This is a genomic window from Hymenobacter mellowenesis (assembly GCF_030581005.1).
GTDB classification, from domain to species: domain Bacteria; phylum Bacteroidota; class Bacteroidia; order Cytophagales; family Hymenobacteraceae; genus Hymenobacter; species Hymenobacter mellowenesis.
In genome coordinates, this window is sequence record NZ_JAUQSX010000008.1 from 177,324 (window position 1) to 198,629 (window position 21,306).

The window sequence follows — 21,306 nt, forward strand, 5'->3', positions numbered from 1 at the left end:
ATCAGGGCCGTGCCGTGAGCGACTGCGGCTGTTGAATGGAAATAGGCGCGTAGGAAGTGCTCACGCGCAGCAGCGGCAGCGGCGCCGGGCGCGTGAGCTGCAGCACGTGGCGGCCCGCGCTCTGGCGGGCGGCGGCGGCCAGCTCCGGCGGCAGCTGCAGCGGCCCCTGGCTGCAGCTCAAGCGGTAGCTGAACCGCTCGGGCCGGGCCAGCACCAGCTTCACTTCGGTGCGCTCGGCTTCGATGTCGAGGCTTTTCAGGCCCTCGGCCGGCTCCACCGCAATGGTGCCGTAGCGGTTGCGAATGGTGTAGCGGCCGGCTGCCCCCAGCAGGCTCACGGCCGATTTATCGGCGTCGCAGTCCAGGGTCAGGTCGGTGTCGCGGCCGGTCAGGTCGGCGTATTTGGCGGTCACGGTCAGGCTGCCGCGCAGGCGCAGCAGGGTAATCGGGCCAAATTCCTGGCTGATAGTCTGCCGGCCGGTCAGGCCCGTGAAAGCGGTCTGGCCGTAGGCGTTGCGCAGCTCCACGGCCACGTTGGCCGGCACCATGAGCGTGTAGTCGGCGCGCAGGTCGCTGCGCAGGGCCGGCGCGCTGGCGGCCAAGGCAAAGTAGTTCACCACGTCGATAGTGCGGCCGTGGGCTTCAAACTGGTAGCGCGCTACCGGCAGCTCCTGCTCGGCCACGGCCCGCTCGGGGTGCCGGGCACTGAGGCGCAGCACCAGCCGCACAGTGGGCTGGTCCCAGCCCTGCACCCGCACGGCCGCCTTTTCGGCCCGAATGCGTACCAGCGTACCCGCCGGGCAAGGCAGCTGCTGCTCGATGGTGCGCGTCACGACCTGCACCGTGCGCGTCGCCGGCGCTTGGGCCCGGGCCGTGGGCACGGTGCCCGCCGAGCTCAACACCAGCCAGAAGCACCAAAGCCACGGATGATAAAAGGAGAGGGATTTCATGAGACGATGAGTAAGCGAATGAGTTCGCGCGTGACGGTGGCTTTCAGGGTGGCGACCTGCGTTTGGTGCTGCACCAGTTCCGGGCTGTTGCCGTGCTGGCGGGTGTACTGGGCCAGTCCTTTTTCTTCGGTTTCCAGCTCCAGCAGCTGGCTGCGCAATGATTGAAAATTAGCCGACTGGCACACCGCCGGCAGCGACTGGCAGTGCGCGTCGATGAAAGCCCGGCCCTCGGCTTCCAGCGGGTCAGCAGCCAGGGTTGTGGCGGCGGGAGGCAATGTTATTTGCTCTTGCGTGTAAGCCACGGTTTCGCGTGGCCCGCTATCGGCAGCGGGGGCCCGCAGGCCCCACCAGCCAGCCAGCACCAGCAGCACGCTGGCCGCAAGTGCGGCCAAGTGGCGCGCGGTGGCCGTGGTCGGCCACAGGCGCCGAACCACCGCGCCGGCGGGCTGCTGGGTGGCCGGCGCTACTTCCGGTTCGGCAGCCGGGGCATCCAGCCGGGCGGCAATGGCATTCCACAGCGCGTCGTCGGGCTGGTGAATGGGCAGCTCAGTGACGGCGCGGGCCAGCGTTGCCTCAGCATCCAGCGACGCGGCGATGCGGGGCCACAGCTCATCGGCGGGCTCGTGCTGGGGCAGCTGGGCAATGGCGCGGCGCAGGTGGGGCCGGCCGGGTTCGGGTAGTTCGGACGGGGCGCTCATGCGGAATACAGGTATTGAAGTTTGACTTGCAGCTGCCGCTTGGCGTGGTAGAGCTGCGATTTGCTAGTGCCCTCCGACACGCCCAGCAGCTCGGCCACTTCGCGGTGCGAGTAGCCCTCCACCTCCACCAGGCAGAACACGCTACGGTAGCCGGCGGGCAGCTCGCCGATGGCTTTGTCGAGAGCCTCGCCGGTCAGGCCGTCGTGCCAGGCCACCAGCGGTTCGGCGTGCCGCAGGGGGTCGTACACTTCCATCTGGCTTTCGCGGCGGAGCAACTGCAGGGCCTGCCGCACCACGATGGTCCGAATCCAAGCCCCCAGCGTGGGCTCCCGCCGGAAGGTGTCGAGCTGCCGGAACACCCGCACGAAGGCCTCCTGCAAGGCATCGTGGGCCAGGTCGGCATCGCGCAGAATGCGCAGGGCGCAGGAAAACATGGCCGCCTTGTAGCGCTGGTAGAGCTGCTGCTGCGCGGGCCGGTGCTGGGCCAGGCAGCCGGCCAGCAGCTCAGGTTCGGAAGTAGCAGCGGTGTACGGGTGGGACACAGAAGGGAGATTTGCCGCAAAGTGCCGGGCCGCGGGCCAAAGGTTGGTTGGGTGGCAAAAAATATTTCTGAACCGCCGCCCTTGGCGAGCTGCCCCGCCGGGCTTTCGGCCGGGCAAAGCCGGTTATTCACCGCAACCCTGGCAATCGTACCTTTGCCAGTCAATCAGTGTTATGGAAAGCAAACGACAACAGAAAATGGCCAGCCTGCTCCAGCAGGAATTGGCCGCCGTGCTCCAGCGCGACCTGCCGCACCTCTTCGGGGGTGGGCTGGCGCCCAGTATCAGCACCGTGAAAGTGACGCCCGACCTGGGCCAGGCCCGCGTGTACCTCAGCCTGCTGCTGGGCAACAACGCCACCGACCGCCTCGAAATCATCAAGGACAACGCCAAGGAAATCCGCCACGCCCTGGCCAAGCGCATCCGCCAAACGGCCCGCGTGGTGCCCGAGCTCATTTTTTTCCACGACGACAGCGCCGCCTACGCCGCCCACATGGACCAGGTCCTCGGCACGCTCTCCATCCCGCCCGCGCCCAAAGAGGAGCCCGGCGAGGACGACGACAAACCCGCCCGCCCGCGTTTGTTCAAGGGTGAATGAGTGAATGGGTGAATGGGTGAATGGCTCTAGGTCTTGCACTCATTTGCCCAACTGCCTTATTCACCCATTCACCTATTCACCCATTCACCCATTGTACTACGACCCGATTAAGAAGACGCTCGGCGACGTTTTTAACCGCACGCCGTGGCTGCGCCGCCTGTTTTATCACCTGCTCGACCTCTTGCTGCTGCGCACCTGGCACGTGCACCGCGAGCTGCGCCGCTGGGCCAAGGGCCGCACCCAGGAGCCGCTGAATATTCTGGACGCCGGCTCCGGCTACGGCCAGTACACCTACTGGATGAGCGGCTTGAGCGACAAGTGGAACATCCTGGCCGTGGACGTGAAGGAAGACCAGGTGGCCGATTCCAACGCCTTTTTCCGCCAGATTGGGCGGCGCAATGTGCAGTTTGCGGTGCAGGACTTGGTGCTGTACCAGGAGCCGAACTCGTTTGATTTGGCTTTGTCCGTGGATGTGATGGAGCACATTCTGGAAGATGTAGAGGTGTTTCGCAACATCCACGCCTCGCTGAAGGACGGTGGCATGCTCCTGATTTCGACCCCCAGCGACCAAGGCGGCTCCGACGTGCACGACGATGGCGAAACCAGCTTCATCGAAGAGCACGTGCGCGACGGCTACAACATCCGCGAAATCCAGCAAAAGCTCACTACCGCCGGTTTCGAGCGCGTGGAAGCCCGCTACTCCTACGGCGAGCCTGGCCAGATTTCCTGGCGCCTGAGCATGAAATATCCCATTTTGATGCTGGGCAAGTCGCGCCTGTTTTTCATCCTGCTGCCGTTCTATTACCTCCTCACCTTCCCGTTCTGCCTGCTGCTCAACTGGCTCGACGCCCGCACCGTGCACGACTCAGGCACGGGCCTCATCGTAAAGGCCTGGAAATAGCGCCAACGCGCCGGAGCCGGCCCGCGTTAGCCGGTTTTCAATAGTTTTACCCGAACTTGCTCCCTCCCAGACGGCCCGCCTTTCTGCCCGCTAACCCCCATTCGTGAGAGTCCCCCTCCTCATTGCCCGGCGCTACTTCCGCTCGAAGAACAAGCGCAACATCATCACCATCATTTCCAACATTTCGATGATTGGCGTGGCGGTGGGCACCATGGCGCTCATTATTGTGCTGTCGGTGTTCAACGGGCTGGAGGATTTGGTGCGCACGCTCTACGGCAAGTCGGACCCCAACCTCGTCATCTCGGCCACAAAAGGCAAGGCCTTCCCCGTCGACCGCACCTTTCTGGTGAAGCTCGAAAACACGCCCGGCGTGGCCCTGCTCACCGAAGTCATCGAAGACAATGCCCTGCTGCAATACCACGACCGCCAGATGGTGGTGAAAATGCGCGGCCTCTCGGACAATTACTTCGGCCAGAGCCAGATTGACGCCAACATCCGCGAGGGCGACCACCGCCTGCGCCGCGACAGTCTGGAGTTGGCCCTCGTCGGAGCCGGCGTGCAGCACGAGCTCAGCATCACCCTCAACAACCGCCTGGCGCCCATGCGCCTGCTGTACCCACGCAACACGCCCGGCAAAAAGTCGCTCAGCATCGACCCCAGCAAGGCCTTCAACGAGGAAGACCTGATTGCGGGCGGCGTGTTCCTCATCGAGCAGCACATCGACGACAGCTACATTTTCGTGCCCCTCGAATTTGCCCAGCGCCTGCTCGGCTACACCAACCGCCGCACGGCCCTCTACGTGAAAGTGGGCCAGAGCTTCGAGATTGAAAAGGTAAAAAACCAGCTCCGCAAGCAGCTCGGGCCTGCCTTCAAAGTGCAGGATTCCGACGAGCAGCACGTGAGCCTGTTCAAGGCCATCAAGGTGGAAAAGCTGTTCGTTTTCATCACCTTCACGCTCATTCTGCTCATCGCCTCGCTCAACATCTTTTTCTCGCTCTCGATGCTGGTCATCGACAAGAAAAAGGACATTGCGGTGCTGCTGGCCATGGGCGCCAGCCAGAAAACGGTACGCCGCACCTTCCTCTACGTGGGTGCCATTGTGGCGCTGGTGGGCGCGGCCACGGGACTCGTGCTGGGCGTCACGCTGTGCTGGTTGCAGCAGCGTTTCGGCTTCGTGAGCATGGGCATGGCCACGAGCGTGGTAGATGCTTACCCGGTAAAAATGCAGTCGTCGGATATCATTTTTACCTGTATGTCCATCATTCTTATCACGCTGGCCGTGAGCATTCGGCCTGCCCTGAATGCCAGCCGCCTCGATGTGCGCGAGAATTTATAGCCCTGGCGGCATCCCAGCGGCCTTTCAGCCGTAAGGACGAAGCCGCCCCTTGGGCCGCCAAGCTCTGCCGTGCACATTTCCGCTTTCGGCCCTAACTTGCGCCCTCCGCGTGCCCGGCTATGAAAGTATCTACCGCAGAACCGTTTCAAATCGTTTACTCGCTCTTCGAGCACGAGTTCCTCGGCCATTTGTTTGCGGCCTACGTGGTGCAGCTCGGCCCGCGGGGCCAGCTCACGCTGCAGCACCAGACGGTGTCGGGCAAAAACGCCCACGAATTTGCTGCTGGCCTCGATGCCGTTGATTTTGAATTGGTTGAACTATGCGACCAGATTCAGCAGGAGGCCGTGGTGAAGGAATTCTGGCCCCGTAAAATCGCGACGGCCGAGTTTTTCCTGAAGACTTACAACGCCGAAAAGGGCGACAAGCCGCTGCAGGAAGTCATTTCCCGGCACGTGCAGAGCCGCATGGCGGGCATCCTGAGCCGACTGGCAGGCAAGCAGGTTTTCATCATGGGCCGCGACGGCGAACCCACTTGGAAGGAAATCGGGCTGGCACCGGCCAAAGCGTCCATCCTGTTCCACTTCCGCCGCAACGAAGAAGGCACGCACTACTTCCCCACCATTCAGTACCAGGGCCAGAAGCTTGATTTTCAGTATAAAGACGCCGTATTGGTGTGCCTGCAGCCGGCCTGGTTGCTGCTGAACGACTTGCTCTACACCTTCCGGACGGAGGTAGACGGCAAGAAGCTGCTGCCGTTTTTGAAGAAGAAATTCATCGTGGTGCCGCGCAACGTAGAGGAAAGCTATTTCCAGAAGTTTGTGGCGCCGCTCATGGAATCGTTCGAGGTGCACGCCCGGGGGTTCGACATTCGCTCGGAGCGCTACGTGGCCCGGCCCCGCCTCACGTTCAGCGATACCCTGCCGGCCCTGCCCGCGCCCGAGGCGCCCGTACGGCCCCCTGGCCCGCCGCGCCGGGGCCGCATTCCGCTGCCCAAGCCCATTGCGCCCTTGCTCACCGGCGCCGAAACCGAGCAGATTCACTTCGAGCTGAGTTTCCGCTACGGCCCGCACCTCATGCCGCTGGGCACCAGCAAGCCCGTGAGCGTGCACCTCGAAAAGACGCCCGACAGCTACGTATTCCACCGCCTGCTGCGTAACCCCGAACAGGAACAGGCCACTGTAGAAGAGCTGCGCGCCCGTCAGCTCACCGTCGAAAACGGCCACGCCACCCTGCCCAAAGGCGAAGCCTTTAAGTGGCTGCACGACAACACCCCGGCCCTGGCTGAGCTGGGCTACACCATCGAAGCCGCCGACTCGGCCACCAAAAGCTACTTCATTGGGCCCACCAGCGTGCACGTGGGCATTCAGGAAGCCGGCGACTGGTTCGACGTGCGCGGCACCGTGCGCTTTGGCGACATTGAGGTACCGTTTATCCGGCTGCGCGGGCACATTTTGCAGCGCCGCCGCGAATTTAAGCTGCCCAACGGCCAGATTGCCATCATTCCCGAGGAATGGTTTACGGACTACCTGGAGCTGTTTGCCTTCGGCGAAGAAACCGAGGAAGGCCTGAACCTGCGCCGCCACCACCTGGCACTAGTGGCTGATTTGCAAAGCAATGAGCTGGCCACCGTACGTATGGGCCGCAAACTGGAAAAGCTGCGCGACTTCGCCGAGGTGGAAGACCACCCGCTCCCGCTGGGCTTCCTCGGCGAGCTGCGCCCCTACCAGAAGGCCGGCTACAACTGGCTGCGCTTCGTGCAGGACTTCCATTTCGGCGGCTGCTTGGCCGACGATATGGGTTTGGGCAAGACCATACAAACGCTGGCCATGCTGCAGCACCGCCACGAAAGCGGTGAAAATCAGGGCGCTGCCTCGCTGCTGGTGCTACCTACGTCGCTGGTATTTAACTGGCTGGCGGAGGCTGAGAAGTTCACGCCTGACCTGCGCATTCTGGCTTACACCGGCACCTACCGCGACAAAAACCCCGACCGGTTTGCCGATTACGACGTGGTGCTGACCAGCTACGGCATCGTTCGCCTCGATACCGAGCTGCTGGCTAGCTACAAGTTTGATTACGTGATTCTGGATGAGTCGCAGGCCATCAAAAACCCATCGAGCACCACCTCGCAGGCGGTTCGGCAGCTGCGCTCCAAGCACCGGCTCATTCTTACGGGCACGCCGGTGGAGAATAGCACGATGGATTTGTGGTCGCAGATGTCATTTATCAACCCGGGCTTGCTGGGCACGCAGGCGTTTTTCCGCAAGGAATTCCTCAAGCCCATCGAGAAGCACCAGGACGAGGGGCGCACCCGGCGCTTGCATGCGCTCATCAAGCCATTCATTCTGCGCCGGCACAAGGCCCAGGTAGCCAAGGAGTTGCCCGAGAAAACCGAGCAGCTTAGCTACTGCCCCATGACGGAGGAGCAGGCCCACGCGTACGAGGAAACCAAGAGCTTCTACCGCAACAAGATTCTGCAGAATCTGGACGAGCACGGGCCGGCCAGCACGCAGTTTCTGTTGCTACAGGGCCTCACGCGCCTGCGCCAGATTGCTAACCACCCGCGCTTGGCCGACGAGAATTATATCGGCGAATCGGGCAAGTTGCGCGAGGTGCTGCGCATGATTCGCAACGTGGTAGCCGAGGGACACAAGGTCTTGGTGTTCAGCCAGTTTGTGCAGCACCTGGCACTGGTGCGCGCGGCGCTCGATGAGCGGCAGTTGGAATACGCCTACCTCGATGGGGCCACCCGCGACCGGCCCGCCGAGGTGGCCCGCTTCCAGAACGACGAAGAGCTGAAAATCTTCCTCATCAGCCTGAAAGCCGGCGGCGTGGGCCTCAACCTCACCGCCGCCGACTACGTCTTCATCCTCGACCCGTGGTGGAACCCAGCCGTGGAAGCCCAAGCCGTGGACCGCGCCCACCGCATCGGTCAGCTGCGGCCGGTATTCACCTACAAGTTCATTTCGCAGGGCACAGTTGAGGAGAAAATCCTGGCTTTGCAGCGCCGCAAACTGGCCTTGGTGAGCGAACTTATTGCCACGGACGAGGCCGTCATCAAGCACCTCACGCGAGCCGATATTGAGGAATTGCTCGGTTAAAGCATCACTGACCTAATCATACCGCGAAGCTCGGGCATTCCTGGTTTTATATAAGGTTTGAAACAAGGTATTTGTACGACTATGCGCTTTCCCTCATGGCGTGCGAAACGGGGGTTTAGCACATTTCTGGGCTTTGTTTTAAACAGTCAAAATCAAGGATTTTATTTAATCTTTCTGGTTTCTAGTTTAAATTTTCCATATTTGCCCTCTGATTTTTACTTACTGCCCTACGCTTAACCAGTCCCACTTATGATTTGCATCGACTTCTCGCAACACTGGCCGCGATTAGTCCTTGCCCTAGGTATGGTAGTGGCCGGGCAGCACGCAGGGGCTCAGCCCAATCGGCGGCTACCGGAAAAAAAGACGACATCGCCCTCGCCGGCTCCGGCACCATCAAACCAGCTCTCGGCCCTGAAAACGGAAGAAGCTTTGCGCATGCTTCTGCGTGCCGATTCGGTTGCGTCGCAACGCCAGCGGGCAAAGCTGGGTCCGGAGTCCAGCGGCTTGGTCATCGACCAAACCATCACAAAAATTGGCCACGATTTCTACGACCAATTTTATAGTCGTTGGGAAGCACCGGCCGGCATCGGTGACTTTACAATAGCGGTGGGGGAAAAACCTGCCCGCGGCAACAATGCCATTATTACGCTGACGGTCAACGACGAGCAGCTGCTGGAGTTCCCTTTGCAAGGCAAGGAGGAAATGATTTCGGATGCTTCCCAGCAAGCCATTGAAATTGCTGCCAATTCTCTGCAGCAAGCCTTCAACCTCAGCCAGCAGCTGGAGCGCGGCAATAAACAGGCACTGGAAACATATTAGACTTTCTACTCCCACCATTCTTTTCCTTCACCATGAAACCATTATTTACGCTTGTGGGTCTGCTGGCCCTCCTACTATCCGGCCACAGGGTTTGCGCGCAGGACTTTGTGTACGAGCCCAAAAACCCGGCTTTTGGTGGTGGCAACACCTTTAACTACTCGTGGCTTCTGAGTTCGGCCCAGGCCCAGAGCACCATCGTGGACCCGGCCACTAAAACGGCCGCGGCCACTCAGGACCCGCTGGCCAATTTTGCGGCCAACCTCAACCAGCAGGTGCTGGCCCAGTTGAGCAGCCGTCTCATTGCCAATCAGTTCGGGCAGGGCGCTATCAAACCTGGCAACTACACTGTCGGCACCTACCAGATTCAGATAACGCCCGGCGCAACGGGCATCGGCGTGCAGGTCACCGACACCTCCACCGGCAACCAGACCACCATCACCATTCCCAACGGGTTTTAATTCGCGGCGGCTGAACCCTACCGAAAACCTTATTTCACCCCATTTTTCTGCTTCCATGCTCCTGCGTCGCTTGCTGACTGCCGTAGTGCTCCTGCTATTGGCAGGGCTCGGCGGCTGCGCCTCCTATTTTCATCAAACATTTATGAACCCCGACCGCGCCCGGCTCGGGGCCGAGGTCAACGGCAACGAGGTATGGCGCCACCTGCCGCCCGCCCGGCAGCGGGTGGTGGTGGCGGTATATAAATTCCGGGACCAGACGGGACAGTACAAGCCCCAGGCCAACGGTTCCAGCTTCTCGACAGCCGTGACGCAGGGGGCCACCACCGTGCTGCTGCGGGCCCTGGAAGAGTCGCAATGGTTTGACCCCATTGAGCGCGAAAACCTGGGCAACTTGCTGAACGAGCGCAAAATCATCCGCTCAACGCGCGATGAATATGCCCAGCAAACCGGCCAGCGCCAGCCCAATCTGCCGCCGCTGTTGTTTGCCGGCATCATTCTGGAGGGCGGTATCATCTCCTACGATTCCAACATTCTGACCGGTGGGGCCGGCCTGCGCTATTTCGGAGCTGGGGCCTCGGGCCAGTACCGCCAGGACCGGGTGACGGTGTACTTGCGCGCCATCAGCACCAACACGGGCAAAATTCTTAAGACGGTTTACACGTCCAAAACCATTTTGTCGCAACAGGTCGACGCCAGCCTCTTTCAATTCGTGGCCTTCAAGCGCCTGCTCGAAACCGAAACCGGCTTTACCTACAACGAACCGAGCGAGATGGCTGTGAAAGAAGCCATCGAGAAATCGGTGCAGGCGCTCATCTACGAAGGCCTGCTTTCCCGCATTTGGACGTCGACCGATACGGCTGCCACCCGGGGCCTGCCCATGCAGGCATATCTGCGTGAGAAAGACGAAAACCTGGCTTACGACCCTCTGGGCCGCCAAACCAACTATCGCCGGCGCCCCCTTGGCGTGGGCTTTAATGGGGCCGTACAGCTATACCAAGGCGACTTTGCCCTGCCCCAATACCGGGCTGCCGGTGAGGCGACACTGCGCTACCGCTTGGGCGATGGCTATTTCAGCACCTTCTTGAACGCAGGACGGGGCACGCTGGCAGCAGGGCCACAGGGGCAGTACTTTACCCAGCACTTCAACTACGCGGAAGCCGGGCTGCTAGCCTGTCTCTTTCCTTATGACCGGTTTTCGCCCTACCTGTGGGTTGGCGCAGGGGCCTCAGCCAAAGGTTTTTCCAACTTTAGCGACGCCAATAATCTAGTTCCGCACGCCGTAGCAGGCATAGGAGGGGAATTTTTAGTTACACCCAGACTGGGTATCAATGTCGGTATCGATAACCATTTCTACTTATCTGACCGGATTGACCAAGTGGTGCAAGGGAGGTACAATGACTACTATTGGGGTGGCCGGCTAGGTGTTATCTTCTATTTGGGCAAAGGCAATTCAGAAAATTTTTATAAAAAATAAACTTTTTTTTATAAAACACTAAATTGCTGAAATTCAGCAATTTTTAAAATAGTTGCGTCATATATTAAATAGGGAAAATTATATCAAAATTGAAAATGTATAACTTTTAGAACTATTATTAAAATTATTTTTATGAAGAGGATTTGGATTTGGTAGAATGTCAATATACATTTGTCATGTCCTCTGAAAAAGGCAATTGATTCTTGACTGAAAAACAAACCCAATTCCCAACCCAAACCCAATCCAACACTCTCATGAAAAAAATTACCATCCTCGTTGCCACTTTGATGGCTTTCGGCTTCGCCGCCAACGCTCAGTCGTCGCAGGTTTCGACCGCAGCAAGCACCTACCGTAATCCTGCTTTCACGCCTCTGGCTCCTTTCGCTCCGGGTGGGGTTACCCACAACGCCGCGGTGACGGGCGCTGCCGCCGGCACTCCCGCCACTTCCTATGGTTCCTATAATCAGGATTCGCGGGTAGACCAGTCGGGCACGCACAACGAAGCCGCCATCGACCAGGTTGACGCCCGCTCGGGTGCCAATGCCGGTAGCACGGCCAACCTCGTGCAGAGCGGTGACTACAACACGGCTACCCAGAACCAGGCAAGCGCTGGCAACACGGGCTCAGGCCGCAACACCATGTATGCCACCCAGGCTGGTACGTATAGCCAATCTAACCAGTCGCAATACAACGTTGCCGATGCTCACGCTCAGGTAACCCAGGCTGCCGGTTCGTCGGCCAACCTCGCCAGCCAGACGCAGAGCGGCGGCTCGGATTTGAGCGCCTTCATCAGCCAGACGGGTGCTTCCAGCGGCAACCACGCCGACCAAACCCAGAGCAACGCTACCTTCACGACGGCCGTTGCCATTCAGAACGGCTCGAACAGCCACTCCACGCAGAGCCAGAGCGGCTACGGCAACGACGCTGGTGTGCACCAAGGCGTTGGCAGCGGCAACACGGCCATGCAGTCGCAGTCGGGTAGCTACCTCAACGCCAGCATCAACCAAACCGGTGCACTTGCCAGCGGCAACTATGCCAAGCAAGACCAGACGGGCTACAGCAACAACGCTTCGATTGAGCAGCACAGCGCCAACAACTACGCTCAGCAGGCTCAGGGCAACAACACCGGCACCTACCAGAACAACACGTCGGTTATCATGCAGAACAACGTGTCGTCGGCAGCCTTCACCAGCCAGACCGGTGGTGCTTACAACACGGTGGTTGTTAACCAGCACTAATCGTTTGGCGGCTTAGTAAATCAAGCCTGCGAACTAAAATGCGCCAAGTCTTGAGTACCTTCAGGGGTACCCGGGGCTTGGCCCATTTGGTATTATCTTTCCTGCCTTTCTAATCCATCTTTTGCTCCATGAAACAGCTCTCTATTTGCACACTCGCGGGTATGTTAGCCTTGGTTGCCTATTCGGCGCAGGCCCAGCAGCGCATGCCCAGCGAGGCGGCTACATCGGAGCAACGCTTGGTTGAGGACATTGGTTTGGACCAGTTGCCTACAACATCAGGCAGCACGCGCAACAACTCCGTGCTCATTCAAACCGGCACGGGCAACGTGTCCAGACTTGACCAGCAAAGCCTTGCTTCGCCGGAAAACCAAGCTTATCTGGAACAGGTAGGCCTCACCAACACCGCAGGCATGAGCCAGATTGGCGGAGGGAACCGCGTTTATCTCTTGCAAAATGGCGCCAGCAACACGGCGGGATTTACTCAAAGAGGACAGGGCAACACCACGACCATTTCGCAGCAGGGAACTGGCAATAAGATTACCGGCGCCTCCGGAAACAGTGAATTCATTCTGGAGGGCGAACGCAATACCCTCAAAATTTCCCAAACCGGCGTCAATAATACGGTAAAAGGAGAAGTTCGCGAAAGCGACCGGACCTATGACATCCGGCAATACGGAGTCAATAACACCCTCACCCAGATTGAAACTTCTTCGCAAACCCCCAAGGGTTACAGCGTCGAAATGCGCGGCCAAGGCATAAACCTCACCATTGAGCAAAGCAAGGTGGTGCCCGGCGTTCGCTAGGCCTTCCTTGTGCCTGGTACCAAAAGAGGCTTAGTGCGTTCGCGCAGGTAGCCTCTTTTTTATTTTCCGCCATTCGACTTGCTAAATTAACAGGCTCCATTTACTTGGCAAGCCTTCATCTCAACACGGGTTGTTCTAACTCCTCACTTATTATTCCCATGCTGCAACTACTCCTTTTTCTAATGAGCGGGCAAAACCCCGCTGTCCCGCCCTGTCAGGCCCGGCTGGAACTGCACCAACAAGAAGGGATGATGACCGTGACGGGACATTGCCGCAACCTGTTGTCCACGGCCAGCCACTACCGCTACGAATTGCTGACGATACGCGAAGGCGCCAGCGGACGCTCACAGAACACGCAACGCGGCGAATTTGAAGTAGCTCCCCAACAAGAAATATCGTTGTCGCAAACACGGGTCAATGTTTCGGCGCAGGACAAGTACGAGATTCGCTTGCGGGTACTGGATATGGCCGGGCATGCCGTGGCGCAGGATTCCGCTTTTCAAAACGCGGCTCGTTAACTTTATGATTCCATTGTTTGACGCTGTGACGAATACGAGCTTTTTATCTCATACCTGGCAACGGCTGGTATCTGCCTTTGGGTTGTTGTGCTGCCTGTGCGTACTCGGTGCCTGCCAGGAAGACCAAGTAGTGCCGGCTTACTACGGCACCGTGACGGGCACGGTTCTGGACGGGCGCACAAACCTGCCAGTGGCCAATGCCTCGGTGACAACCAATCCGGCCACCAGTTCTTACCTAACCAACGCGCAGGGCAAGTTTCAAATCGACAACGTGCCAGCCGGCCGCTTAGCCATCACCGTTACCAAGACCGATTACCAACAGGTATCGGCCAACGTTACGGTATATGATACGCAGGTAGCTGACGTTTCGCTGGTGCTGACAAAAAGTAGTTCGGCAATTCCGACGGCCCCCACTCGGCCTTCGCCTGCCAACCAAGCCACTGGGCAGCCTACCACGGTAGTATTGGCATGGCATCCCGTTAATGCCACGGCAAGTGACTCGTTGCGCTACGACGTGTTGCTTTTCGAGAGCAACAATGTTAACGCCACGGCTTTGCTCACAAATTCAAAAGACACTACCGTGACGGCCGCTAATCTGAAATATGGCACCACTTATTACTGGCAGGTGACGGTGCGCAACCCGGCCGGCGGCTCCGCCCGTGGCCCAGTATGGAACTTCCAGACGGCCAGCCTGCCCAACAACCGCTACCTGTATGCTCGCACCGTGGCCGGCAACACGGACATTTATTCGTCTGACGCCGCGGGCAACAATTTGCTCCGTCTTACCAGTGCGGCGACGGCCGAAACAGCTCCTCAATTGAGCCCAAATCGTGATTTGATAGCCTACGCGTCCAACGCCAGCGGCCAATACCAATTGTATACCATGAACCGGGACGGGTCGAACCCGCGCCAGATTACTACTCTTTCGGTGGAAGGGTACAATAATTCCGGCATCGGGTACCGCTGGTCGCCGGATGGGGCCCAGCTGGTATATGCGCATTACGACCAACTCTACCGCATCAACCGCGATGGCACGGGTCTGACGCTGTTGGCCACCGCTCCAACGGGACGCCACTTCCGCGAGTGCGACTGGACGGTGCAAAACGGCGGCCGTTTAGTGGTGCAAACCGTGGGGCAGAATGTATACGACGCCGAACTATATCTCTACAACGTAGATGGCAGCAACCCTACCCTGTTGGTGAGCAACCTACCGGGGCGGCTCGATTCGCCGAGCTTTAGCTTAGATGGTCTGTCTGTGCTTTATTCCCGCGACGTGGCCGGATTCAACGACCCCGGTGGACGGCAGCTGGATGCCCATATTTTCACGAGGCGCATCGACGGCACTTCGACCCTTGACATAACTGCCAACACAACCGGCACTCTGGGGAAGGTATTGGGCACCAACGATATTCAATGCCGTTTTTCGCCCGATGGCTTCCGCGTCATTTTTGTCAACCGCGTGAACGATGACCTTACCCCTCCGGAGATATGGACCATGGACATCGACGGGCGCAACCGCAGCAAGCTCTTCTCCAACGCTTTCTGGCCGGACTGGAAATAACAGGCTCGTAGCGTAGCCGGTTGAGCGAGGCGAAGGCTTGAACAATATTGGCCAGATGCCCCTTACTGAAGGTGCCTGCCGGAAAATGCAATTGGTTGCATGCGTTGGCTAAGCGCAGACAAAGGAACGGGCTCCGTCTCACGAAAAAGGTCTTACTTTACAAGAAATGGGAATTTTGCTTCCTCTTTTCTCGTGTTGTTGACGTCCGAGCTGCTGCGTATGAAGGCCTTTTTGGCGCTGGTGCTGGTTATGTTTCCCTGCTGGCTGCGTGCGCAGCCGGAAAAAACCGCGCCTACCAGCCTGTACACCGACGCCCAGGGCCGTTACCAGTTGAGCTACCCCCGCGCCTGGCAGCTGCGCCGCGACGTGGGAGATGCCGAAGCGGCCTTTTACGCGCCGGCTACCGGGCAGCCGGTGCCGGCCGTCGTCACGCTCATCGCCCGCCCGCTCCCCGATGCGTTGCAGGACCGCAAGCTAACCGCGCCCGGCGCGCAGGACTCGCTCTGGCGCAGCATCCGGCGCCTATCCAAGGTCCAGGTGGTGCGTTTGGAGCAAAAGGACTACGGGCGCTACGAAGAGGTGCGCTACGAATACACCTACGCCCCGAACCCGGCTCAGCCGGCCCGCACGCGCGTGGCGGGCCGACGCATCTGGCGCGTGGGCTACGAGTTTCAGGTTGAATACCGGGCTGAAACCTCCCAAGATGCGCGATACCTGAGCGAGGGCCAGCAGCTGCTCGATTCCTTCACCTTCACCGACAAATCCATCAGCAGCCGGCGTTACGCTGACCAAGTGTGCGACAGCAAAATGTACGGCATTGCAGCCGTGAGCCGGCGCACCGGCCAGTGGGAAGACGACTGCCGGACCATTCACGAGTTTTCGACCGATGACATATCCGAGGCGCCTACGGTGCACCGGGAGGTGCTGCCGTTTCAATCCTACGCGCTGGCCAAGGGGTTCGATAACTGCCTGTATTCAGTAACCAAAGCGCCGACCGACCGGCCGGAGCTGGTGTATCGCTACGACCCCGCCGCCCGGCGCGGTGCCTACACCACCTGGCAGTTGCCGGCCCAAGGCCTGAACAACATCTGGATTTCGGCCGCGACCGACGAGCGCGGCGACCTGTATTTCCTCACCTCCGACGCCAAGCGGCTGGTGAAAGTGAGCCCCAGCGAAGGCGGCGCCGTGACGGTGGTGTGGACCAAAGACCCCACGCAACTGACGGCCTATTACCCCGATATCGCCTTTCCCGGGGCGGGCACGCATGGCAACTTCTGCCTCGACGCCACCAATACCATGTACCTTGTGTACAGCACCGACGGCTCGCTGCTGAAAGTGGACGTGAAAACCCAGCGCCCCTTCCCCGAGCTGCTGCCGCTAACGGGCCTGCCCAAGCGCGGCGGCTACAGCGACCTGCTGCTGCAAAACGACGAATCCGGCCGGCGGCGCTTGTATCTGGCCGGCCCGCACAGCCTCTACAAGGTGGACCTGGCCCGGCAAAAAGCCCATTTTGTGCGGCGCGGCACTTACACCGATTTGGCGGGCTGCAACGTTTTCCACGTCGTCTACCGGTCGCCCCCGCCCCTGCCCAGCGCCAGTGCGCCGTGGCGCGGCCGCGTGCTGAATGCTGCCACCTACCAGCCGCTGCCAGCCACCGAGCTGCACATTGGCAGCGAGCGGGCCAGCGCGGTGGTGCCGCTCTCCGCCGAGGGCAGTTTTTCGTACGGCGCCGCGTTGGGCAAGCCGTATTATTATCGGGCGCAGCTCCCCGGTTTTGTCGATGCCGATAGTAGCTGGACCATGGGCCCCGGCGCGGCGGTGCATGATATCCTGCTGCGGCCGCTGGCCGTAGGCACCACCCTGCCGCTGGCCAACGTGCAGTTTGAGCAGGGCCAAGCCGTGCTGCTGCCCACTTCCTTCACCGCCCTGAACCAACTGGTGGAGCTGATGACCACCAACCCGGGCCTCACCATCGAGGTGCGAGGCCACACCGATAACGTGGGCGAAGCCGCCAAAAACGTAGCCCTCAGCGAAGAACGGGTGGCCGCCGTGAAAACCTACCTCACGGCCCACGGCGTGGCCGCCGCGCGTATTACGGGCATCGGTTTCGGCGGGGCCAAACCAGCTGCCAGCAACGCCCAGGAAATTACCCGCAAGCTCAACCGACGGGTAGAGTTTCGGGTGACGGGAGTTTGATTTAGCGGTTGAAGAAAGGCTGTCATGCAGAGCGCAGCGAAGCATCTCGCGTGCCGCCACTAATCCTTTTCATTGAATGATGGGTTTACTGCCTGCGGGCAAGATGCTTCGCTGCGCTTTGCATGACGTTCCGTTATCACCTTTAACGATGTTTCTCACTCTCAAAACCGCCGTGCCGAAGTCGCCGGCCCAGGTAATGGCCGGCTTCACGCGGGCGCTGTTTGAGGCGCTGGCGCCGCCGTTTCCCAAGCTGCTGGTGCTGCGCTTTGACGGCTGCCGCACCGGCGACGAGGTTGAAATCGAGCTGAATACGATAGTGAAGAAATTACGCTGGACTTCACTGATTGTGGACGACGGCGTGCTGCCCGACGGCACCCATTTCTTCGTTGATGAAGGCCAGATTCTGCCGCCGCCGCTGCGCTACTGGCGCCACCGCCACCTGCTGCAGCCGGGGCCGGGCGGCACTTGCATCATCGTCGATGCGCTGGAATACCGCACCGCCTCGCCCCTGCTCGACCGGCTGATTTACCCGGCCATGTGGGCGCAGTTTGCCTGGCGCCGGCCCATCTACCGGCGCTGGTTTAAATAGCACTTGTAGCGCGGACTTTGTAGTCCGCGACCCCGCGCTGTGTAGCTGACGTTCGGGTTTCCGGCGGAGGCGCGGACTACAAAGTCCGCGCTACAAGTGCACTTCAAGCGCTACAAATCCAGCACCATGCGCACGTCACCGGGTTGCTCGGGCATCAGCGAAGCGGCCCGGAAACCCAGTTTATCATAAAGTTTGAGGGCTGGCAGTAGCGTTGAAATTGTCAATACTTCGACGCGGCGCGCGCCCAGCTGCCGGGCTTTGCCTAGCATGCCCTGCCCCAGCGCCCAGCCAATGCCGCGGCGTTGCGCGGTGGGAGCCACGGCCAGCCGGGCCAACTCGTACACGCCGTCGTGCTCTTTTACCAGTGCGCAGGTGCCCACGATTTCACCGCCGCACACGGCCATCAGGATGTGGCCGCCGCGCTCCACGATGTACTGTTGCGGGTTGTCAACCGGTTTTTGGTCAGAGCCTTCGATGTAGAAGTAGCGAGTAATCCATTCGGGGTTCAGCTCGTGGTTGAGCGCTTCAAAGGCCGCCCGGTGCGCGGGCTCAAAATCGATAATGGCAACATCGGTGGGCATGGGTGGGATTGGGAAAACGGAGGGCGGGGAGAACGGGGCTGCAAAGTTCGCACACAGCAGGCCGTACCTTTACGGGCCTATGCTGAATCCTGCCACCATCGTCCTCAAAAACGGAAAAGACCACTCCCTGCGCCGCCGCCACCCGTGGGTGTTTTCGGGCGCCATTGCCCGCGTGAAGGGCGACGCCCACGAGGGCGACCCCGTGCGCGTGGAAGCCATCGACGGCGAGCTGCTGGGCGTGGGTCATTTCTCGGGGGGCGGTTCCATCGCCGTGCGAATGCTGGATTTTGGCGTAAATGCCATGCTGCCTACCGCCGAGTATTGGGAAGCCAAGCTCGGCAACGCCTACGCCCTGCGCCAGCGCCTGGGCCTGACGGGCACGGCCGACACCAACGTATTCCGCCTCGTGCACGCCGAGGGCGACGGCCTGCCCGGCCTCATCATCGACGTGTATGGCGACGTGGCCGTGGTGCAGGCCCACAGCATCGGCATGTACCGCGCCCGGCCCGAAATCGCGGCTGCCCTGCGCGTGGTGTTTGGCGATAAGCTGCGCGCTATTTATGACAAAAGCGCCGAAACCATCCCCGGCAACGCCGTGCCCGATGTGAAGAATGGTTACCTCTTCGGCGAGAGCGACGGCCAGGAGCATGTGGTGAGCGAAAACGGCCACTGGTTTGCCGTGGACTGGGAAACCGGCCAGAAAACCGGCTTCTTCATCGACCAGCGCGATAACCGCGCCCTGCTGGCCCGCTACTCGCCCGGCCGCAAGGTGCTGAATACGTTCTGCTACACCGGCGGCTTCTCGGTGTATGCCCTGGAGGCCGGCGCCGAGCTGGTGCACTCCGTGGATAGCAGCAAGAAAGCCATTGCCCTCACCGAGCGCAACGCCGAGCTTAGCCACCACGCCGACCGCCACGCCGCCTACCCCGACGACGTGCTGGGCTTCCTCAAAAACCACTCGGCCGAGTACGACCTGCTCGTGCTCGACCCACCCGCCTTTGCCAAGCACATGGGCGCCCGCCACGCCGCCCTCATGGGCTACAAGCGCCTGAATGCCGCTGGTATTGCGCATCTGGCGCCCGGCGGGCTGCTGTTCACATTCTCCTGCTCCCAGGTGGTTAGCCCCGAATTATTTGAGGGCGCAGTGCTGGCGGCAGCCATCGAGGCGGGCCGGCCGGCTCGCATCCTGCACCGCCTCACCCAGCCCGCCGACCACCCGGTGAGCCTCTTTCACCCCGAAGGCGCTTACCTGAAAGGGCTAGTGCTGGCGGTGGAATAGGGCGGCATTAGCTAGGTACAGACCAGAATATTAGCACGTCATGCTGAGCGCAGCCGAAGCATCTCGCGTGTGGTAGTAAATCAATCGTGAAAACGGTCTTGATTACTTCTGCACGCGAGATGCTTCGGCTGCGCTCAGCATGACGTTCTTTTTTGCTGCTTCACTTAACTGTCATTCATCCTCAAGAAGCCCGCCGCTACTTCTGGCGGCTCGCCTCGGCATTGCCGGGAGCGGTGATGGCCACGCGCTCCACTTCCAGCGTGCGCCGGCCGGCGTCTTGTTGGTAAAGCAGCATAAAGTCACTGCCCACGTGCCATACGTCGACATCGCCCACCACTGGTTTCTGGCGTACGCTGGTGAGCTGCTGGGTGACCAGATTGAGGGTTTGCACCTGCTGCGGGCTGCGCAGCACCAGCATGTTTTTGCTCGATGAGTTCACGCCCCGGTAGCGGAATGCCCCATACTGAAACGCCAAATCGGCCAGAATGCGGCCCTGCAGATAGGTGGGCCACACGAATGAGCCCCGCTCCTGTCGCAGGTCGACCACGCGCACGTCGTGCACGACGCCGGCCGGGTCCAGCTTCAGGCTGATGAGGTCGCGCGGGCGCAACACGCTGTAGCCTAGTATGCCGATGGAAAACATCGAGCGCAACAGGCAGGCGCTGTAGGGCGAGCTTTGGAAGGTTTCGCCCACGAGGCGCACGTCGCCATCGGCTTCGGGCTGCACCAGCGTCCAGTGCACTTTGCCGCCGCGGGCGGCCTTCAGCTCGGCGGTGCGGGCCAGGGCGGTGCGGCGCTCGGCCACGGGCTTGCCCTCGGGGCTCAGGCGCAGGTAGAACAAGTCGCCGGTGCGGGCGCGGCTGGCGGCGTGCTCGAAGGCGTAGCCGGCTAGCAGCAGCTCGTGGCCGGCGCCCACCTCCATCACGGCGGGCACCCAGGCACTGGCGGTGGGGCCAATGTTGGCCCGGCCCAGCTCCTTGCCCGTACGCAAATCCAGGCACACGGCCTGGCTGCTAGGGTGGCGGCTGAGGGCATTGGCGGTGACCATTACCCAGAGATGGCTGCTATCGGCGGCACTGGCCACGATTTCGGTGCTGGCCCCGAAGGTGGTTTCCCAGGCCAGGCGCATGTCGGGCGTGCGGTACTCCAGGCGGTAGCGGCGCTCCTCGGCGGGCACCGTGGAGGCGAAGCCGGGGGCATTGGGCAGGTCGAGGCTGGTGTATTGGGGGCCGCGGGCGGCGGGGTTGAGGCGGCGCGTGCGGTGCACGGCCACGGTGCGGCCCAGCGTATCGGCCACCACGCTGATGAGGCTGTCGGAGCTGCGCCGCCGGAACTGGTAGAGCACGTGCGCGCGGCTGCGCAACAGGCCCTGCAGCAGGTAGGGGCCGCGCAGCACCAGCGGCCGGGCGTAGCGCAGCTTCATCTGCTCATCGAGCCAGTATTGGCGCAGGATGGTGCTGTCGCGGTGGGCTTTCTCGGCGTAGAAGAGCAGGGCGCGCCGGGCACCGGGCACAGCCAGGCCGCCCACACGGGTCGACTTCACATCCGTCAGCGTAAACTTCTGAGCCGAAGCCTGCTGGCTTAAAACCGCGTACAGCAACGCAACAATGACCCCTACTCGATGGATAGTAGTACAACGCATAACGGCAAACCGAAGGGTAGAAAAACGAT

General features: G+C 60.6%; 19 protein-coding genes. 14 read left to right on the forward strand and 5 right to left on the reverse strand.

The window, feature by feature from the left end:
* Window position 1: 1 nt before the first annotated feature.
* The 3 genes from Q5H92_RS16085 to Q5H92_RS16095 are packed head-to-tail and all read right to left on the reverse strand — an operon-like array spanning window position 2 to window position 2,189.
* On the reverse strand, window positions 2-949 hold the full coding sequence (locus Q5H92_RS16085) for a hypothetical protein (protein ID WP_305012567.1): 948 nt from the start codon (window positions 947-949) through the stop codon (window positions 2-4).
* Window positions 946-1,647, reverse strand: coding sequence for a hypothetical protein (locus Q5H92_RS16090; RefSeq protein WP_305012568.1), 702 nt, complete (start codon window positions 1,645-1,647; stop codon window positions 946-948). The genes Q5H92_RS16085 and Q5H92_RS16090 overlap by 4 nt, the downstream gene beginning before the upstream one ends.
* Window positions 1,644-2,189 carry an RNA polymerase sigma factor gene (locus Q5H92_RS16095; protein WP_305012569.1) on the reverse strand — a complete coding sequence of 182 codons (546 nt, stop codon included), beginning with the start codon at window positions 2,187-2,189 and terminating at the stop codon, window positions 1,644-1,646. Before Q5H92_RS16095 ends, Q5H92_RS16090 begins: the two co-directional genes overlap by 4 nt.
* 172 nt (window positions 2,190-2,361) lie before the next feature.
* On the opposite strand from Q5H92_RS16095, the gene Q5H92_RS16100 reads away from it, so the two are divergent.
* The 13 genes from Q5H92_RS16100 to Q5H92_RS16160 all read left to right on the forward strand — a co-directional run bounded on the left by Q5H92_RS16100 (window position 2,362) and on the right by Q5H92_RS16160 (window position 17,775).
* On the forward strand, window positions 2,362-2,784 hold the full coding sequence (locus Q5H92_RS16100; RefSeq protein ID WP_305012570.1) for a ribosome-binding factor A: 423 nt from the start codon (window positions 2,362-2,364) through the stop codon (window positions 2,782-2,784).
* Between the two features lie 91 nt (window positions 2,785-2,875).
* Entirely contained in the window at window positions 2,876-3,685 is an 810-nt protein-coding gene (locus Q5H92_RS16105; RefSeq protein WP_305012571.1) for a class I SAM-dependent methyltransferase, read from the forward strand.
* A 103-nt stretch (window positions 3,686-3,788) separates the two neighbouring features.
* The gene (locus tag Q5H92_RS16110) at window positions 3,789-5,021 is read left to right on the forward strand and encodes an ABC transporter permease (RefSeq protein ID WP_305012572.1); all 1,233 of its coding nucleotides are present in this window, start codon (window positions 3,789-3,791) and stop codon (window positions 5,019-5,021) included.
* Between the two features lie 119 nt (window positions 5,022-5,140).
* Entirely contained in the window at window positions 5,141-8,119 is a 2,979-nt protein-coding gene (locus tag Q5H92_RS16115; protein ID WP_305012573.1) for an SNF2-related protein, read from the forward strand.
* Window positions 8,120-8,368: 249 nt separating this feature from the next.
* A complete protein-coding gene (locus tag Q5H92_RS16120) occupies window positions 8,369-8,938 on the forward strand; it encodes a CsgE family curli-type amyloid fiber assembly protein (RefSeq protein WP_305012574.1) in 570 nt (189 codons plus the stop codon).
* Window positions 8,939-8,970: 32 nt separating this feature from the next.
* Window positions 8,971-9,396 (forward strand): curli production assembly/transport component CsgF, encoded by a 426-nt coding sequence (locus Q5H92_RS16125; RefSeq protein WP_305012575.1) that lies wholly within the window; start codon window positions 8,971-8,973, stop codon window positions 9,394-9,396.
* Between the two features lie 55 nt (window positions 9,397-9,451).
* On the forward strand, window positions 9,452-10,870 hold the full coding sequence (locus tag Q5H92_RS16130) for a CsgG/HfaB family protein (RefSeq protein ID WP_305012576.1): 1,419 nt from the start codon (window positions 9,452-9,454) through the stop codon (window positions 10,868-10,870).
* A 254-nt stretch (window positions 10,871-11,124) separates the two neighbouring features.
* On the forward strand, window positions 11,125-12,108 hold the full coding sequence (locus Q5H92_RS16135; protein WP_305012577.1) for a hypothetical protein: 984 nt from the start codon (window positions 11,125-11,127) through the stop codon (window positions 12,106-12,108).
* 128 nt (window positions 12,109-12,236) lie between these two features.
* Complete coding sequence (locus Q5H92_RS16140; protein ID WP_305012578.1) at window positions 12,237-12,911, forward strand: hypothetical protein; 675 nt, start codon at window positions 12,237-12,239, stop codon at window positions 12,909-12,911.
* Window positions 12,912-13,069: 158 nt separating this feature from the next.
* Window positions 13,070-13,429 (forward strand): curli-like amyloid fiber formation chaperone CsgH, encoded by a 360-nt coding sequence (gene csgH / locus Q5H92_RS16145; protein ID WP_305012579.1) that lies wholly within the window; start codon window positions 13,070-13,072, stop codon window positions 13,427-13,429.
* A 4-nt stretch (window positions 13,430-13,433) separates the two neighbouring features.
* Window positions 13,434-14,990, forward strand: coding sequence for a carboxypeptidase-like regulatory domain-containing protein (locus Q5H92_RS16150; protein WP_305012580.1), 1,557 nt, complete (start codon window positions 13,434-13,436; stop codon window positions 14,988-14,990).
* Window positions 14,991-15,182: 192 nt separating this feature from the next.
* Window positions 15,183-17,186, forward strand: a complete 2,004-nt coding sequence (locus Q5H92_RS16155; protein ID WP_305012581.1) for an OmpA family protein — start codon at window positions 15,183-15,185, stop codon at window positions 17,184-17,186.
* A gap of 148 nt (window positions 17,187-17,334) precedes the next feature.
* Window positions 17,335-17,775: an SRPBCC family protein gene (locus Q5H92_RS16160; RefSeq protein ID WP_305012582.1), complete on the forward strand. Its 441-nt coding sequence runs from the start codon at window positions 17,335-17,337 to the stop codon at window positions 17,773-17,775.
* A gap of 110 nt (window positions 17,776-17,885) precedes the next feature.
* Here the strand turns inward: Q5H92_RS16160 and Q5H92_RS16165 are convergent, their stop codons facing one another.
* A complete protein-coding gene (locus Q5H92_RS16165) occupies window positions 17,886-18,356 on the reverse strand; it encodes a GNAT family N-acetyltransferase (protein WP_305012583.1) in 471 nt (156 codons plus the stop codon).
* An 82-nt stretch (window positions 18,357-18,438) separates the two neighbouring features.
* Between Q5H92_RS16165 and Q5H92_RS16170 the strand changes: the two genes are divergently transcribed.
* The gene (locus Q5H92_RS16170) at window positions 18,439-19,635 is read left to right on the forward strand and encodes a class I SAM-dependent rRNA methyltransferase (RefSeq protein ID WP_369811159.1); all 1,197 of its coding nucleotides are present in this window, start codon (window positions 18,439-18,441) and stop codon (window positions 19,633-19,635) included.
* 196 nt (window positions 19,636-19,831) lie between these two features.
* Here the strand turns inward: Q5H92_RS16170 and Q5H92_RS16175 are convergent, their stop codons facing one another.
* Entirely contained in the window at window positions 19,832-21,178 is a 1,347-nt protein-coding gene (locus tag Q5H92_RS16175; protein WP_305012585.1) for a hypothetical protein, read from the reverse strand.
* Window positions 21,179-21,306: the final 128 nt, after the last annotated feature.

What these genes read in the sequence shown, in the direction of transcription:
- Q5H92_RS16085 (WP_305012567.1), bottom strand. Translation starts at nt 949, where the DNA reads ATGAAATCCCTCTCCTTTTATCATCCGTGGCTTTGGTGCTTCTGGCTG.
- Q5H92_RS16090 (WP_305012568.1), bottom strand. Translation starts at nt 1,647, where the DNA reads ATGAGCGCCCCGTCCGAACTACCCGAACCCGGCCGGCCCCACCTGCGC.
- Q5H92_RS16100 (WP_305012570.1), top strand. Translation starts at nt 2,362, where the DNA reads ATGGAAAGCAAACGACAACAGAAAATGGCCAGCCTGCTCCAGCAGGAA.
- Q5H92_RS16115 (WP_305012573.1), top strand. Translation starts at nt 5,141, where the DNA reads ATGAAAGTATCTACCGCAGAACCGTTTCAAATCGTTTACTCGCTCTTC.
- Q5H92_RS16120 (WP_305012574.1), top strand. Translation starts at nt 8,369, where the DNA reads ATGATTTGCATCGACTTCTCGCAACACTGGCCGCGATTAGTCCTTGCC.
- Q5H92_RS16125 (WP_305012575.1), top strand. Translation starts at nt 8,971, where the DNA reads ATGAAACCATTATTTACGCTTGTGGGTCTGCTGGCCCTCCTACTATCC.
- Q5H92_RS16130 (WP_305012576.1), top strand. Translation starts at nt 9,452, where the DNA reads ATGCTCCTGCGTCGCTTGCTGACTGCCGTAGTGCTCCTGCTATTGGCA.
- Q5H92_RS16135 (WP_305012577.1), top strand. Translation starts at nt 11,125, where the DNA reads ATGAAAAAAATTACCATCCTCGTTGCCACTTTGATGGCTTTCGGCTTC.
- Q5H92_RS16140 (WP_305012578.1), top strand. Translation starts at nt 12,237, where the DNA reads ATGAAACAGCTCTCTATTTGCACACTCGCGGGTATGTTAGCCTTGGTT.
- csgH (WP_305012579.1), top strand. Translation starts at nt 13,070, where the DNA reads ATGCTGCAACTACTCCTTTTTCTAATGAGCGGGCAAAACCCCGCTGTC.
- Q5H92_RS16150 (WP_305012580.1), top strand. Translation starts at nt 13,434, where the DNA reads ATGATTCCATTGTTTGACGCTGTGACGAATACGAGCTTTTTATCTCAT.
- Q5H92_RS16160 (WP_305012582.1), top strand. Translation starts at nt 17,335, where the DNA reads ATGTTTCTCACTCTCAAAACCGCCGTGCCGAAGTCGCCGGCCCAGGTA.
- Q5H92_RS16165 (WP_305012583.1), bottom strand. Translation starts at nt 18,356, where the DNA reads ATGCCCACCGATGTTGCCATTATCGATTTTGAGCCCGCGCACCGGGCG.